This is a genomic window from Sphingomonas sp. 2378, assembly GCF_038084995.1.
Taxonomy (GTDB): domain Bacteria; phylum Pseudomonadota; class Alphaproteobacteria; order Sphingomonadales; family Sphingomonadaceae; genus Sphingomonas.
Window position 1 is genome coordinate 1 of record NZ_JAXCMJ010000039.1, and the last position, 14,578, is coordinate 14,578.

12 protein-coding genes are annotated in these 14,578 nt (G+C 67.9%); 9 read left to right on the plus strand and 3 right to left on the minus strand.

Going from position 1 to position 14,578, the window contains the following annotated elements; translation table 11 throughout:
* Positions 1-31: 31 nt before the first annotated feature.
* Positions 32-1,219 (plus strand): NAD(P)/FAD-dependent oxidoreductase, encoded by a 1,188-nt coding sequence (locus tag SM191_RS15590; RefSeq protein ID WP_341507020.1) that lies wholly within the window; start codon positions 32-34, stop codon positions 1,217-1,219.
* A 3-nt stretch (positions 1,220-1,222) separates the two neighbouring features.
* Here the strand turns inward: SM191_RS15590 and SM191_RS15595 are convergent, their stop codons facing one another.
* Positions 1,223-2,575 carry an SPOR domain-containing protein gene (locus SM191_RS15595; RefSeq protein ID WP_341506997.1) on the minus strand — a complete coding sequence of 451 codons (1,353 nt, stop codon included), beginning with the start codon at positions 2,573-2,575 and terminating at the stop codon, positions 1,223-1,225.
* 172 nt (positions 2,576-2,747) lie between these two features.
* Between SM191_RS15595 and SM191_RS15600 the strand changes: the two genes are divergently transcribed.
* Positions 2,748-3,845: an SPOR domain-containing protein gene (locus SM191_RS15600; RefSeq protein ID WP_341506998.1), complete on the plus strand. Its 1,098-nt coding sequence runs from the start codon at positions 2,748-2,750 to the stop codon at positions 3,843-3,845.
* Between the two features lie 12 nt (positions 3,846-3,857).
* On the opposite strand, the gene serB is transcribed toward SM191_RS15600, so the two are convergent.
* A complete protein-coding gene (gene serB, locus SM191_RS15605; protein ID WP_341506999.1) occupies positions 3,858-4,742 on the minus strand; it encodes a phosphoserine phosphatase SerB in 885 nt (294 codons plus the stop codon).
* Here serB and miaA point away from each other — a divergent pair.
* The 7 genes from miaA to SM191_RS15640 all read left to right on the plus strand — a co-directional run bounded on the left by miaA (position 4,741) and on the right by SM191_RS15640 (position 13,182).
* The gene (gene miaA, locus SM191_RS15610; protein WP_341507000.1) at positions 4,741-5,673 is read left to right on the plus strand and encodes a tRNA (adenosine(37)-N6)-dimethylallyltransferase MiaA; all 933 of its coding nucleotides are present in this window, start codon (positions 4,741-4,743) and stop codon (positions 5,671-5,673) included. The two genes, serB and miaA, sit on opposite strands and share 2 nt — an antisense overlap.
* 85 nt (positions 5,674-5,758) lie before the next feature.
* A complete protein-coding gene (locus SM191_RS15615) occupies positions 5,759-7,516 on the plus strand; it encodes an acetolactate synthase 3 large subunit (protein WP_341507001.1) in 1,758 nt (585 codons plus the stop codon).
* 148 nt (positions 7,517-7,664) lie between these two features.
* A complete protein-coding gene (gene ilvN / locus SM191_RS15620) occupies positions 7,665-8,180 on the plus strand; it encodes an acetolactate synthase small subunit (protein WP_341507002.1) in 516 nt (171 codons plus the stop codon).
* A gap of 124 nt (positions 8,181-8,304) precedes the next feature.
* On the plus strand, positions 8,305-9,324 hold the full coding sequence (gene ilvC / locus SM191_RS15625; RefSeq protein ID WP_306999421.1) for a ketol-acid reductoisomerase: 1,020 nt from the start codon (positions 8,305-8,307) through the stop codon (positions 9,322-9,324).
* A 308-nt stretch (positions 9,325-9,632) separates the two neighbouring features.
* Positions 9,633-10,247 carry a YceI family protein gene (locus tag SM191_RS15630; protein WP_306999419.1) on the plus strand — a complete coding sequence of 205 codons (615 nt, stop codon included), beginning with the start codon at positions 9,633-9,635 and terminating at the stop codon, positions 10,245-10,247.
* Between the two features lie 439 nt (positions 10,248-10,686).
* Positions 10,687-12,345, plus strand: coding sequence for a 2-isopropylmalate synthase (leuA, locus tag SM191_RS15635; protein ID WP_341507003.1), 1,659 nt, complete (start codon positions 10,687-10,689; stop codon positions 12,343-12,345).
* 33 nt (positions 12,346-12,378) lie between these two features.
* Positions 12,379-13,182 (plus strand): hypothetical protein, encoded by an 804-nt coding sequence (locus tag SM191_RS15640; protein WP_341507004.1) that lies wholly within the window; start codon positions 12,379-12,381, stop codon positions 13,180-13,182.
* 3 nt (positions 13,183-13,185) lie between these two features.
* Here SM191_RS15640 and SM191_RS15645 read toward each other — a convergent pair whose 3' ends face one another.
* Positions 13,186-14,577, minus strand: a complete 1,392-nt coding sequence (locus SM191_RS15645) for a porin (protein ID WP_341507005.1) — start codon at positions 14,575-14,577, stop codon at positions 13,186-13,188.
* Between the last annotated feature and the right edge of the window lies 1 nt (position 14,578).

The window sequence follows — 14,578 nt, forward strand, 5'->3', positions numbered from 1 at the left end:
CCCCCAACCCGGTCCCCCCAAAAGCCCCCCCCTGCAATCCTATGACGCGATCATCCTGGGCGCGGGTGCGGCGGGGCTCATGGCCGCCGCGACCGCCGGGCAGCGCGGGCGGCGCGTGCTCGTCCTCGACCATGCCGAGGCGCCGGGGAAGAAGATCCTCATCTCGGGCGGCGGACGCTGCAACTTCACCAATATCGGCACCACGCCCGATCGCTTTCTGTCCGCCAACCCGCATTTCGCCAAATCGGCGCTGGGCCGCTACACTCCCACCGATTTCCTGGCGCTGGTCGAGGCGCATGGCATCGCCTGGCATGAAAAGACGCTGGGGCAGCTCTTCTGCGACGGATCGGCGCGGCAGATCGTCGCGATGCTGCTCGATGAATGCGACAAGGCCGCCCGGTCCGGCGGCGCGGTGGATATCGCCCTGGGCCAGCCGATCGACTCTGTCACGCATGACGGAAGCCAGTTCCGCGTCACGCGCGGCGGCAAACCGTTCACCACCCCCCGCCTGATCGTCGCGACCGGCGGCCCGAGCATCCCGAAGATGGGCGCAACCGGCCTTGCCTATGACCTGGCCCGTCAGTTCGGGCTGAAGGTGGTCGAGCCGCGCCCCGCGCTCGTTCCCCTGACGCTGGGCGGCGAGGAAACGTTGTTCCGCTCGCTCTCCGGTGTCGCGGCTGAGGTCGTCGCACGGATCGCCAAGACCCGGTTCCGCGAGGCGGCGCTGTTCACCCATCGCGGGCTGTCCGGCCCCGCCATCCTGCAAATCTCATCCTATTGGCGACATGGCGAGCCGATCGGGATCGACTTCCTGCCCGATTGCGCGGCGGACTGGCTGATCGCACTGAAGCGCGCCGCGCCCCGCACGTCCCCCCGGCGTGCGCTGGGGCAGCACCTCCCAGACCGGCTGGCCGAAACGCTCGCCGAGCGGCTGGCCCTGCCGCCCGAACTGGGCGCGGCGACCGACAAGATGTTGGCGGCGGCGCAAGCCCGGCTGGCCGACTGGCCCTTCCACCCCAATGGCAGCGAAGGCTATGCCAAGGCCGAGGTGACGGTCGGCGGCGTTTCGACCGCCGGGCTTTCCTCGCGCGATATGGAGGCCAAGGCAGTTCCGGGCCTGCATTTCGTCGGCGAGGCGGTGGACGTGACCGGCTGGCTGGGCGGCTATAATTTCCAATGGGCCTGGGCCAGCGGACGCGCGGCGGGCGAGGCCGTCTAAGCCTTATAGCGCGGCCAGCCCCATGCCGGGACGCGCCCAATGCGCCATGCGGTCGTCGGCCTGTCGCCGCACGAAACAGGCACCGCCCGCCTCGCGGTAACGCTGGCACAACGTGTCGGCCTCCGCCCGCGCCAGGCCGCCGACCGACAGGCGAAAAAGGTTGCCGCCGGGTCCCCGCACCGTTCCGCTCTGGGGAATATAGTCCGACAGGCCGGTAAAGCGACGGGTCAGTTGCGCCCATGCCTTTTGCGCGCCGTCCTCCTTGCCGAACGCGCCGATCTGGACGTTCCAGTCGCCCTTGGGGCGGGCGAGTTGGCGGCGTTCCTCCGCACGACGCAGCAGCGCGGGCGTGGTGACCAGGCCGGGGGCGAGGCGCGCGACGCGCGTTGCGGGGGTGGCGGGGGCGTCTTCGGCCTGTGCCAGCATCATGCCGGGCGCGGTGCGGGCCGATGACGGTTCGGCGGTCATGGGCAGCGGCTGCACCACTTCGCGCCGGGCGGCGAAGAGGATCGGCGCGTCGGCCGGAGCCTGCGGCACGGTGGCGGCCTGCGCCTCGACCGGCTGCGGCAATGCCTGCACCATGTCCTGCACCACCGCGGCGGAGGGCGCGGCGTTGAGCGCCAGGGTCAGCGGTTGCCCCCCATCGGACGCACGCCGGATGCCCAGCAGCGAGGCGACCTGATCCCCCGGATTGGTGGCGGCGGCGAACGCGGCCCATTCCTGCATCCGCACCTCGACATCGGCGGGCGCCATGTCGGCGGAGGCGGCCATGCGCGCCATGTCCCATTGCCCCGACAGCGCCAGCGAGAGAGCGAGATTCTGCCGCGTCTTGACGGTCGCCCCCTGTTCGCGCGCGGCGGCGGTCAGAATGCGAACCCCGTCCGCCGGCGCCCCGGCCAGCGCCATGGCCAGCCCGAGGTCCGCCGCCGGGATCATCGCCGCATGGCGCTCCAGCAAAGCCCGCGCGCCCTCGCCATGGCCGCCCGCGATCATCGCCAGCGACAGGTTCAGCGCCGAGCGGCCATCCGCCGGATCGAGTTGCAGCGCATCGGTAAAGGCCTGTCGCGCGGAGGCGAAGCGCCCGGCCTGGAGATAGCTTTGCCCGAGCAGCGCGCGATACGCCGCCCGATGCGGCTCGGCGGCGACCAGCCGTTCGGCCAGCGCCACCGCGCCGTCCCCGTCATGCTGGGCGAGCACGCGCCGGGTCTGGTCGGCCAGCTTCGCGTTCGCCCGCGCGTCCCCCGCCCGATCGCTCAGCCGCGCGGTCCGCGAGCCGGTCGCCGCACACCCGGTCAGGGCACCGCCGACGATCAGCGCGCCGACGCTACAGGTGATGAAAGTGCGGATCGTCGTCATTCTGGTCATCCGTCATGCCCGGCGGATGGCATGCCCCTGCCCCATCCTGCCCATTTCGGACGGACGCTAAGCCTGAACGGTCTAAGGAAATGTTAAATCCGCCCGACCGCTTTACCCGCGACCGGGGCCGGGGCATGGATGGCGGAAACCATCTTTGCGGGAAGGACGAAGGATGATGCGCAAATTCCCGGTCATCGGCGCAGGAATGACCGCCATTGTCGTCTGTCTTGCCGCCTCCCCCGCCCTGGCCGATGTGAAGGCAGGCGTCGATGCCTGGGCGCGCGGCGATTATCGCCAGGCGGTCGAGGAATGGCGCGGCCCCGCCGTCGCGGGCGAGGCCGATGCGCAATTCAACCTGGCCCAGGCCTATAAGCTGGGGCGCGGCGTGCCGCTCGACCCCGCACTGGCCGAAAGCTGGTTCCGCAAGGCCGCGATGCAGTGGCACGTCCCGGCGGCCGACAATTACGGCCTGGCGCTGTTCCAGGCGGGCAAGCGGGCCGAAGCGCTGCCCTGGCTCGAAAAGTCGGTGGCGCGGGGCGAGCCGCGTGCCGAACTGGTGCTGGGCACGATGCTGTTCAACGGCGACGGCGTGACCCGCGACTATCCGCGCGCCTATGCGCTGATGACGCTGGCGTCGCAGGCCGGGTTGCAGTCCGCATCCGAGACGCTGGCGCAGATGGACCAGTATATCACCCCCGCCGACCGGCAGCGGGGCACGCAACTGGTGCAGGACTATAGCGCCAGGCTGGCCGCGACGCCCGCCCCGGCTCCCGGTGGGCCGACCCGGGTGGTGGTGGGTGGCGAACCGCCTCGCGCGACCGGCACGCCCGTCGCCGTCGCCGCCCGTCCGGCGGTCCAGCCGGTCCCCGTCGCGCCTTCGCGTCCCGCCGCGCCGGGGGCGCCGGGGGCGCCGGGGGCGAGCTACCCCGTTCCGGGCGCGGCGGCGGTGGCCCCGGATCGCGTTCCCGAGGTTCCGAAAGCCGCCCCCCCCCGCGCCACCACCCCGCGCAGCGTCGCCAAGGCTCCGGCGAAACCGGCCCCGGCCCGCAAGAGCGGCGGCGCATGGCGTATCCAGCTCGGCGCGTTCCGCGACAAGGAAAATGCCAGCACCCTGTGGCAGAAGCTTCGCGCGCGTCTCGGCGGCGCGGAGCCCTTCTATGTCACGACGGGTGGTGTCACCCGGTTGCAGGCGGGCGGCTATGCCGGTCGCGGCGAGGCACAGGCCGCGTGCAGCCGTTCCGGCCAGTCCTGTATGGTGGTGGCGCCGTAACGGGGCGTTCGATTACGCCGTGACCCACTCCGCGCTCGGAATCCCCTGGGCATAGAGCAGTGCGGTCAGGTCGTTATAATCGACGCGCGCCGCCGCCGCGCCCGCGACGATCGGCTTGGCGCGGTATGCGACGCCCAGTCCGGCGCGGCGGATCATCGCCAGGTCGTTCGCCCCGTCCCCCACCGCCATGCTGGCCGACGGATCGAGCCCCAGATCGGCCAGCGCCTCGACCAGCGTCTTTTCCTTGGTGTCCGAACCCACGATCGGCTTGCGCACCGTGCCCGTCAGCTTGCCGTGCGCGATCTCCAGCACATTGGCGATGGCGCGGTCGAAGCCGATCTCCGCCGCGACCGGCTCGGCGAAGCGGGTAAAGCCGCCCGACACCAGGATCGCATGACCGCCGCGCGCCTTCATCGTGCGGACCAGCGCGCGGGCTCCCGCCATCAGCGTCACCCGCTCGGCAAGACAGCGTTCGATGACCGCCTCATCCAGTCCCTCCAGCAACGCGACCCGTGCGTCCAGCGCGGCGGCGAAATCCAGTTCGCCGCGCATCGCCCGCTCGGTCACCTCGGCGACCTGCGCCTTGATCCCGGCATAGTCGGCCAGTTCGTCGATGCACTCGACGGTGATCATGGTCGAATCCATATCGGCGACCAGCAGCCGCTTCTCGCGCCCCTCGGCCCCCTGTACGATCACGTCGGTCGCATCGAACAGCCCCTCCAGCGCCTCACGTGCGACCAGCGGGTCACCGGTGAAGTCGAGGTCCGCCGCCACCCCAGCATCGATCCAGCGCACGGCCGAGACGGTGCAGCCCGCCGCGTCCAGTTTCTCGCGCGCGGTCGACAAATCCTGATCGGCCAGCCGGCCCCTGGCTGCTATCAGCGTGGCGATGAACATGGCGAACTCCTCTGACCGACCCAGGGTCGCGCTCATCGCAGGGCCGACCGCCAGCGGCAAGTCCGCATTGGCGCTGGATCTGGCGAAGGCGACCGGGGGCACGATCATCAATGCCGATTCGGCGCAGGTCTATCGCGACCTGTCGATCCTGACCGCCCGCCCCTCGCGCGAAGAGGAAGCCCAGGCGCCGCACCGGCTGTTCGGTCATGTCGACGGGGCGGATACCGGCTATTCGGCGGCGCGCTGGGCGGCGGAGGCGCGGGTGGCGATCGAGGACAGCGTGGCGGCGGGTTCGCTCCCCATTCTGGTCGGCGGCACCGGCCTTTATATGCGCACCCTGCTCGACGGCATCGCGCCAGTGCCCGAAATCGACCCCGCCATCCGCGCCCAGGTTCGTGCCATGCCCGTGGCCGACGCGCACGCCGCCCTGTCACGCGAAGACCCGCAGGCCGGCGCGCGGTTGAACCCCGCCGACACCACCCGCGTCGCCCGTGCGCTGGAGGTGGTGCGTTCGACCGGGCGACCGCTCCACGAATGGCAGACGCAAAGGCGAGGCGGCATCGGCGACCGCATCGCGCTGTCCGCCGTCATCCTCCTCCCCGACCGTGAATGGCTGAACGCGCGGATCGACCGGCGCTTCGGCGAGATGCTGGACGAAGGACTGGACGAAGCCGCCGCGCTCCTTGCCCGCCCCGACCTGCCCGCCGACGCCCCGATCCGCCGCGCGATCGGCGTTCCCGAAGCCGCTGCGCTGCTGGCCGGCATCATGACCCGCGCCGAAGCCGAGGCGGCGGGAGCACTCGCCACAAGACGTTATGCCAAAAGGCAATTTACCTGGTTCCGTCACCAGCCCGGCCCCGATTGGGCCGTGATTACCGACACGGACCCCCATGTGCGCCGCAACATAATAGAAACTTTATTGCGCAATTGACGGTTGACGCGCACTTTTTAAACTTGTAGCCGCGCCTCTCCCGACAAGCCCCGTCAGTGGGCACGGACGCAGAAGGACGAAGACGATGACCGAGAAAAGCGGAGCCGATATCCTGGTCGAGGCGCTGTGCGATCTCGGCGTGGAGGTCGTCTTCGGCTATCCGGGTGGTGCGGTGCTGCCGATCTATGACGCGCTGTTTCGCAGCGGCAAGAACGGAGGGCGCATCCGCCACATTCTGGTCCGCCACGAACAGGCGGCGACCCATGCGGCGGAGGGCTATGCACGCTCCACCGGCAAGCCCGGCGTGGTGCTCGTCACCTCCGGGCCGGGCGCGACCAATGCGGTCACCGGCATCACCGACGCGCTGCTCGATTCGATCCCGATGGTGGTCATCACCGGTCAGGTGCCGACCGCGCTGATCGGCACCGATGCGTTTCAGGAAGCGGACACGGTCGGCATCACCCGCCACTGCTCCAAGCATAACTATCTTGTGAAGGACCCCGCGCGTCTGGGCGAAGTGATCCATGAGGCGTTCCACATCGCGACCTCGGGCCGCCCCGGTCCGGTCGTGATCGACATCCCCAAGGACGTGCAGGTCGCCACCGCCCGCTATCAGAAGCCGGGTCCGATCCGTCACAAGACCTATCGCCCGCAGGTGAAGGCCGACCAGACGCAGATCGAACAACTGGTCGACATGCTGGCGGCGGCGGAGCGCCCGATCCTCTATACCGGCGGCGGCATCATCAATTCGGGTCCGGCCGCGTCGCAACTGCTGCGCGAGCTGGCCCGCATCACCGGTGCGCCTGTCACCTCGACCCTGATGGGTCTGGGCGCCTTCCCGGCCAGCGACCCGCAATGGCTGGGCATGCTGGGGATGCACGGCACGTACGAAGCCAATATGGCGATGAACCAGGCCGATCTGGTGGTGGCGCTGGGCAGCCGGTTCGACGACCGCGTGACCGGGCGGCTGGATGCGTTCAGCCCCAACAGCCGCAAGGTCCATGTCGATATCGACCGGTCGAGCGTGAACAAGAATGTCCGCGTCGACCTGGCGATCATCGCCGATGTCGGCCACGCGCTGGAGGATGCGGTGCGCATCTGGAAGTCGCGCCAGCATCCCAAGCCCGACACCAGCGAGTGGCAGCACCGCATTGCGGGCTGGCGCGCGGTCGGCTGTCTCTCCTTCCCGGAGAATGGCGACGCGATCATGCCACAGCGGGCGATCCGCGCGCTGTACGACGCGACAAAGGCGCGCCAGCCGATCATCACCACCGAAGTCGGCCAGCACCAGATGTGGGCCGCCCAGCATTTCGGCTTCGAGAAGCCCAACAAGTGGCTGACGAGCGGTGGTCTGGGCACCATGGGCTATGGCCTGCCCGCCGCGATCGGGGCGCAACTGGGCAATCCGGGTGCGCTGGTGATCGACATTGCCGGTGAAGCCTCGATCCAGATGAACATCCAGGAACTGGCGACGGCGACGCAATACCGCCTGCCGGTCAAGATCTTCATCCTGAACAACGAATATATGGGCATGGTCCGCCAGTGGCAGGAACTCACCTATGAGAGCCGCTATGCGGAGAGCTATTCGGACTCGCTGCCCGATTTCGTGAAGCTGGGCGAGGCGTACGGCTGGAAGGGCATCCTGATCGAGCATCGCGACCAGCTTGAGGACGGCATCGCCGCGATGCTGGACCATGACGGACCGGTGATCGTCGATTGCCGCGTGGCCAAGCTGGCCAACTGCTTCCCGATGATCCCGTCAGGGGCGGCGCATACCGACATGATCCTGCAGGCCAATGAGGTATCGGGCACCATGGACGACGAGGCCAAGGCGCTGGTTTGACCTTCGAGATCCTCCCCGGCACGGGGAGGGGGACCGTGACGCGAAGCGGCACGGTGGAGGGGGATCACCGCGTAGGACAGCATGGGTGGAGGGCCCCCTCCACCATGCTCCGCATGGTCCCCCTCCCCGTTCCGGGGAGGAATTGAATATGCACATCAAGACCGAACAGGTGGAACGCCACACGCTGGCGGTGATCGTCGACAACGAACCGGGCATCCTGGCGCGGATCGCCGGGCTGTTCACCGCGCGCGGCTATAATATCGAGAGCCTGACCGTGTCGGAGATCACCGCCGACAAGGCGGTCAGTCGCATCACCATCGTCACCAGCGCCTCGCCGCCGGTGATGGAGCAGATCATCGCCCAACTCGACCGGCTGGTCCCCGTCCACAAGGTGGCCGACCTGACCGTGCAGGGCGACCATGTCGAGCGCGAACTGGCGCTGGTGAAGGTGGCGGGCACCGGCGACCGCCGGATCGAGGCGCTTCGCCTGGCCGAAGTCTATCGCGCCCGCGTGGTCGATGCGACGATTTCCAGCTTCGTGTTCGAGGTCACCGGCACCATCGCCAAGATCGACAAGTTCGTCGAACTGATGGGCGAAGTCGGCCTGGTCGAGGTCGCCCGCACCGGCATCGCCGCCATTTCGCGCGGGGCGGAAGCGGCTTAAAGACAACATCACCATCATCGTCACCCCAGCGAAGGCTGGGGTCTCTAGGAAGGGGCACCTGCCCCATCCGCAAGAGATGCCAGCCTGCGCTGGCATGACGGAACATTCGAAAGGGAAGAAACCAATGCGTGTCTATTACGATCGCGACGCCGATCTGAACCTGATCTCCGAGAAGAACATCGCCATCCTGGGTTACGGCTCGCAGGGCCATGCCCATGCGCAGAACCTGCGCGATTCGGGCGTCAAGAATGTCGCGATCGCGCTGCGCCCCGGTTCGGCCTCGGCCGCCAAGGCGGAAGCGGCGGGCTTCAAGGTCCTGTCGAACAAGGAAGCGGCCGCCTGGGCCGATATCCTGATGATCCTGGCCCCCGACGAGCATCAGGCCGCGATCTATGACGCCGACCTGAAGGGCAATCTGAAGCCCGGCGCCGCGCTCGCCTTCGCGCACGGCCTGAACGTGCATTTCGGCCTGATCGAGCCGCCCGCGGACATCGACGTCATCATGATCGCGCCCAAGGGCCCCGGCCACACCGTGCGCAGCGAATATGTGCGCGGCGGCGGCGTGCCCTGCCTGATCGCGATCCATCAGGACGCCAGCGGCAACGCGCATGACGTGGCGCTGGCCTATGCCAGCGGCGTCGGCGGCGGTCGCTCGGGCATCATCGAGACCAACTTCCGCGAAGAGTGCGAAACCGACCTGTTCGGCGAGCAGGCCGTGCTGTGCGGCGGCGCGACCGCGCTGGTCCAGGCGGGCTTCGAAACGCTGGTCGAGGCGGGCTATGCCCCCGAAATGGCCTATTTCGAGTGCCTTCACGAACTCAAGCTGATCGTCGACCTGATGTATGAGGGCGGCATCGCCAACATGCGCTATTCGATCTCGAACACCGCCGAATATGGCGACATCAAGACCGGCCCGCGCATCATCACCGAAGAGACGAAGAAGGAAATGAAGCGCGTGCTCGCCGACATCCAGTCGGGCCGCTTCGTGAAGGACTTCGTGCTCGACAACCGCGCCGGCCAGCCCGAACTGAAGGCCAGCCGCATCGCCGCCAAGCGCCACCCGATCGAACAGGTCGGCAGCGAACTCCGCGCGATGATGCCGTGGATCGGGGCGAACAAGCTGGTGGACAAGGCGAAGAACTGATTTGTTGGGGGTGGGCTCGGTGAGACACCCGGCCCTCCCCCATCCCCTCCCGCTTGCGGGAGGGGCGTGCTTGCGGCTACGGTAAGCGCGCTGACAAACTTAACAATTTGCCGATAGCTAGCGGTTATTCATAACGGCTGCCCAGTGACGCTCCCCTCCCGCAAGCGGGAGGGGATGGGGGAGGGAAAGGTGCCTCGCAGAGACCACCCTCCACCCCAACCCGGAAACGCATCGTTGCGACCTTGGCCTTTGACGTGCGTTAACCGCACGGCCCACAAAGGCCGCCGTTCAACAGGGAGTTACCACCCATGCGTTTCGTCCTTCCCGCCGCTCTGGCGCTCGTCCTCGCCGCCCCCGCCATCGCCCAGACCGCGCCGCAGGGCACGCCCGGCGCGCCCGTCGCCTCGCGCGTCGTCGCGGGCACCTATGCCGTCGACCCCGCCCATACCCAGGTGACCTGGTCGCTGAACCATATGGGCTTCTCGACGCTTGAGGGGCAGTTCGGCGCGTCCGAGGGCTCGCTGACCCTCGATCCGGCCCGCCCACAGGCCGCCAAGGTCGACGTGACCTTCAACATCGACAACCTTTCGGTCACCGCCGCGCCCTTCGCCCATCACCTGAAGTCGAAGGACTTCTTCGACGCCGCGACCTATCCGACCGCGCGCTTCGTCTCGACGGGCGTGAAGGTCATGGGCACCAAGGCGGTCATCACCGGCAACCTGACCATCAAGGACCAGACCAAGCCGGTGACGCTCAACGCCACCTTCTTCGGTGCGGGCACCAACCCGATGTCGAAGAAGCTGAACATCGGCTTCCGCGCCACGGGCAAGATCAAGCGTTCGGACTTCGGCGTCGGCGCCTATGTGCCGGTCGTGGGTGACGAGGTCGATCTGACGATCAACGCGGCCTTCTCGGCGCAGTAAGTCCCGCCCCGAACCCAAAACACCATCCCGGCGAAGGCCGGGATCCAGTTGGGTGGGGAGCGCGGGTAAGCCATTCCCATCCTTCCGTAACTGGACCCCGGCCTCCGCCGGGGTGGAGCCAAGGCGGGCGTGGAAATCCCGTTCGTGCACCGGTGCCGATATCGCAAGGCCGCTCCCCATTGGGGGCGGCCTTGTCGTTTCGTGCCACTCGCGTCAGCCGCCCGTCATCATTCTCGATATGGACAAGCCGCGTTCGACACGGCATGAACCGCGCACCATGATCGCCGCGCTGCTGCTCCGTTCGCTTCGACTTATCCGCCCTTAGGGGAGGATCAGCGTGGCCATGCGCGACTTCCCTAAGGGCTGAATGAACCGATAAGCCTGTCCCCGCCGTGCCTCTGGCCAGACGCGGCCGAGAATGCTGGAAGACCCGACGATCATGTTGCGCGACCCTTCGACCAAATACCGCCCCTTCCCCACGATCGCCTTGCCCGACCGGCAATGGCCGAACCGCACGATCACCCAGGCGCCGCGCTGGCTGTCGACGGATTTGCGCGACGGCAACCAGGCGCTGATCGATCCGATGGATGCCGAGAAGAAGACCCGGATGTTCGACCTGCTCGTAAAGGTCGGCCTCAAGGAGATCGAGGTCGGCTTCCCGAGCGCTGGCGCGACCGAGTTCGACTTCATCTCCAGCCTGATCCGCGACGATCGCATCCCCGAGGACGTGACGATCCAGGTCCTCACCCAGTCGCGCCGCGACCTGATCGAACGCAGCTTCGAAAGCCTGGAGGGCGCGCGCACCGCGATCGTCCATCTCTACAACGCGGTCAGCCCGGCCTGGCGCAAGATCGTCTTCGGCATGACCCGCGACGAGGTCCGCAAGATCGCAGTCGAAGGCGCGAAGATCCTGCGCGACGAGGCGGCCAAGCGCCCCAACACCGACTGGTTCTTCGAATACAGCCCCGAAACCTTCTCGACCGCCGAGCTGGATTTCTCGGTCGAGGTGTGCGCCGCCGTCATGGACGTGCTGAAGCCGACGCCCGACCATCCGCTGATCCTGAACCTGCCCGCCACCGTCGAATGCGCAACGCCCAACGTCTATGCCGACCAGATCGAGTGGTTCGGGCGCAACATCCCGAACCGCGATTCGGTAGTCATCTCGCTCCACACGCATAACGACCGGGGTACCGGCGTCGCCGCCGCCGAACTGGGCGTGATGGCAGGCGCCGACCGGGTCGAGGGCTGTTTGCTCGGCAATGGCGAGCGGACCGGCAATTGCGATCTCGTGACCGTCGCGCTCAACATGTATACGCAAGGGGTGAACCCCGGCCTCGACCTGTCGGACATCGACGAGGTGGTGAACACGGTCAACTACTGCACCAACCTGCCCGTCCATCCGCGTACCCCCTATGCGGGCGATCTGGTCTTCACCGCCTTTTCGGGCAGCCATCAGGACGCGATCAAGAAGGGCTTCGCGGCGCAAGGCCAGCGCAACGACGATCTGTGGGAAGTCCCCTATCTGCCGATCGATCCCGCCGACCTGGGCCGCAGCTACGAGGCGGTGATCCGCGTCAATTCGCAGTCGGGCAAGGGCGGCGTCGCCTGGGTGATCGAGCAGGACAAGGGGCTGAAACTGCCCAAGCGGCTCCAGGCCGATTTCAGCCGCCATGTCCAGGCGCTGGCCGACGCGACCAGCCGCGAACTGAACGCCGCCGATATCTGGGCAGGGTTCGAGGCGACCTATCTGCCGCGCGGGGGCGATCGGTTCGTGCTGCGCGACTATGAGGAAAGCGGCTCGGCGGGACAGCGGACCTTTATCGGGCGCGTGCTGGTGGATGGCGAGGAACGGTCGATCGCCGGGCGCGGCAACGGCCTGATCTCCAGCGTGATCGCGGCGCTGGCCGATACCACCGGCCCGAACCTCGAAGTCGTCGACTATAACGAACACGCGATCGGCCACGGCGCGGATGCGCAGGCCGCCGCCTATGTCGAGGCGCGGACCGCCGATGGCCGGATCGTGTTCGGCGTCGGATTGGACACCGACATCGCCACCGCCAGCGTCCGCGCGGTGCTGTCCGCCGCCAACCGGGCCTGATGCGCCCGACCGCCGCCCTTATCGGCTAGGATGATGGCGGCGGTCCCACCTTCCGCGCCGGGCCGGTGGGATGTCATCCCGCAGCGCTACCGCGAAAAACTGCGTGAGCGGGGGGCGTCGATCACGCTGACGGTGCTGGCGCACCTACTGCTGGCCTGGCTGCTCTTCCACCTCGCGCCCAAGCTGATCGAGCCGGAGAAGTCGTCCTCCCTCAACAGTTTCTCGGTCTCGCCCTCGGATCAGGAGGCGGGTGCGCCGGTGCCCGAGCCCCGCACCGTCACCCGCAAACCGGCGGCGGCGGGCGGATCGAAGGCCCCCGTCACCCCCAAGCAGCCGGTCACGCCCAAGCCGCCGACCGAGAAACAGGCCGATCAATCCGCTCCGACGCCGTGGCAATGGGGCGACAAGTCGCTGTTCGACGCGGGCGATATCGCCGCCATGCCCAAGGGATCGGGCAAGGGCGTCGGGTCGAGCGACGGCGACGATCGCGGCCAGGACAGCGCCTCCGCCTATGGCCCCGGCGAAGGTCCGGGCGGGCAGCGACTCTACAATGCCGAATGGTATCCCCGCCGCCCCACCAATGCCGAGCTGAACGGCTATCTGCGCAGCGCGCCGCCGCCGGGAAGCTGGGCGCTGATCGCGTGCCGGACGATCCCCGACTATCGGGTCGAGAATTGCCAGATCCTGGGCGAATCCCCGCGCGGCTCCGGCCTGGCCCGCGCGATGCGCGAAGCGGCGTGGCAATTCCGTGTCCGCGCACCGCGCGTCGGCGGCAAGGTGATGGTCGGCGAATGGGTGCGCATCCGCATCGACTTCACGACGACGGGCGGAGACTGACCGTCAATAGGTGAATTGCAACTGGGTGCGGATCAGGTCGCCGGTGGCGCGGCCGGTCCGCCGCGCATCCGCCTCGCGCCGCTCCATCCGGGCATAGGCGATGGTCAGTTCGAGCGCCTCGATCAACTGGATTTCGGTGCCGACTTCCCACTCATCGGTTTCCAGGCGCGGCGCATCGACATTGGCCTTCCACCCGCCGCGATAGCGTTGCCAGCGGGCATAGGGGATCATCCGGCCGGCCGGAGTCCGGCCCGCATCCGCCATCAACTGGACGTAGCCGCCGCCCGCCCGGCTGGTGCGAATGGCGCGCAGGTCGCTGTCATATTGCGGTGCCCAGCCGGTCGTCCATTCGGTCTGGATGCCGAAGGGCTGGGGATAGAGGATGGCGTGGAACGCCACCCGGTCCTCGCGATAGTCGATCGGACTGACGCCGCCGCTGCGTATCTCGGGCCGGAAACGGTTGAACATCGCCGATCCGCCGACCTCCAGCACCTGCCCCCGGAACAGCGGACCCAGCCCGTCGAGCGCAAAGGGCCAGGTCGCCATGGCGACCTTCATCAGATTGCCGTTGCGCTCGGTCCGGTTGGTCCCCTGCCCGTTATAGAGCGCGACGCCGAACGCGCCGTAATTGCCGAACAGCTTCTGCTTGTTCCTGGTCAGCCGGTCCCAGATCGCCTGGACCGCATCGGGCGTGTAATAGGCGTTGACCCCGACATCGCGCTCACCCGGCACCCCGCTGTTGATCGCATCCGACCGGTCGAGCGGCAGGCGGTTGGACGAGGATTGCAGATTTTCCCATCCGAACGGCACCTTGGACTGGCCGAAGCGCAGCCGCAGGCGGCGTTCGGGATCGAGGAACCAGTCCACATAGACATCACGCAACTGCCCGAAATTCTCCCGCCGCTCGGTACTCGACTGGTTGTTCACCGCCGCGCCGAAATCATGCTGGAAATAGAGTTGCAGCCGGTCGGTGATGTCCCCCTGTAACACCAGCCGCACCCGGCGGAGCAGGAAGCCGCCATCGTCGTTGATCGACGTGTCGTGAACCGAACGCAGCCGCGAACCGGTGGCGGACAGCGGCTCATGCTCATCCAGCACCGCATTGTAGCGAAGCTGCGTATAGCCACGCAGGCGCATCCGCTCATACCAGGGCGCGCGGTTGGATGGCGGCCTGGCGATGCTCGCGACGCGTTGGGAGGCCGGAGCGGCCGCGGGTACGGCAGCCATGGGGGCGGGCGTTTCGGCCGAGGCGATACGGGGCGCGGATGGGACCGGCGATGCCGGGGCGGCGGAGGCCGCAATACCCTTTTGCGCATCGGTCAGCGCCTTGATCTGCGCTTTGAGTTCATCGATCTGACGCTGCAATTCCTGCACCGTCTGCGCGGATGCGGGCATA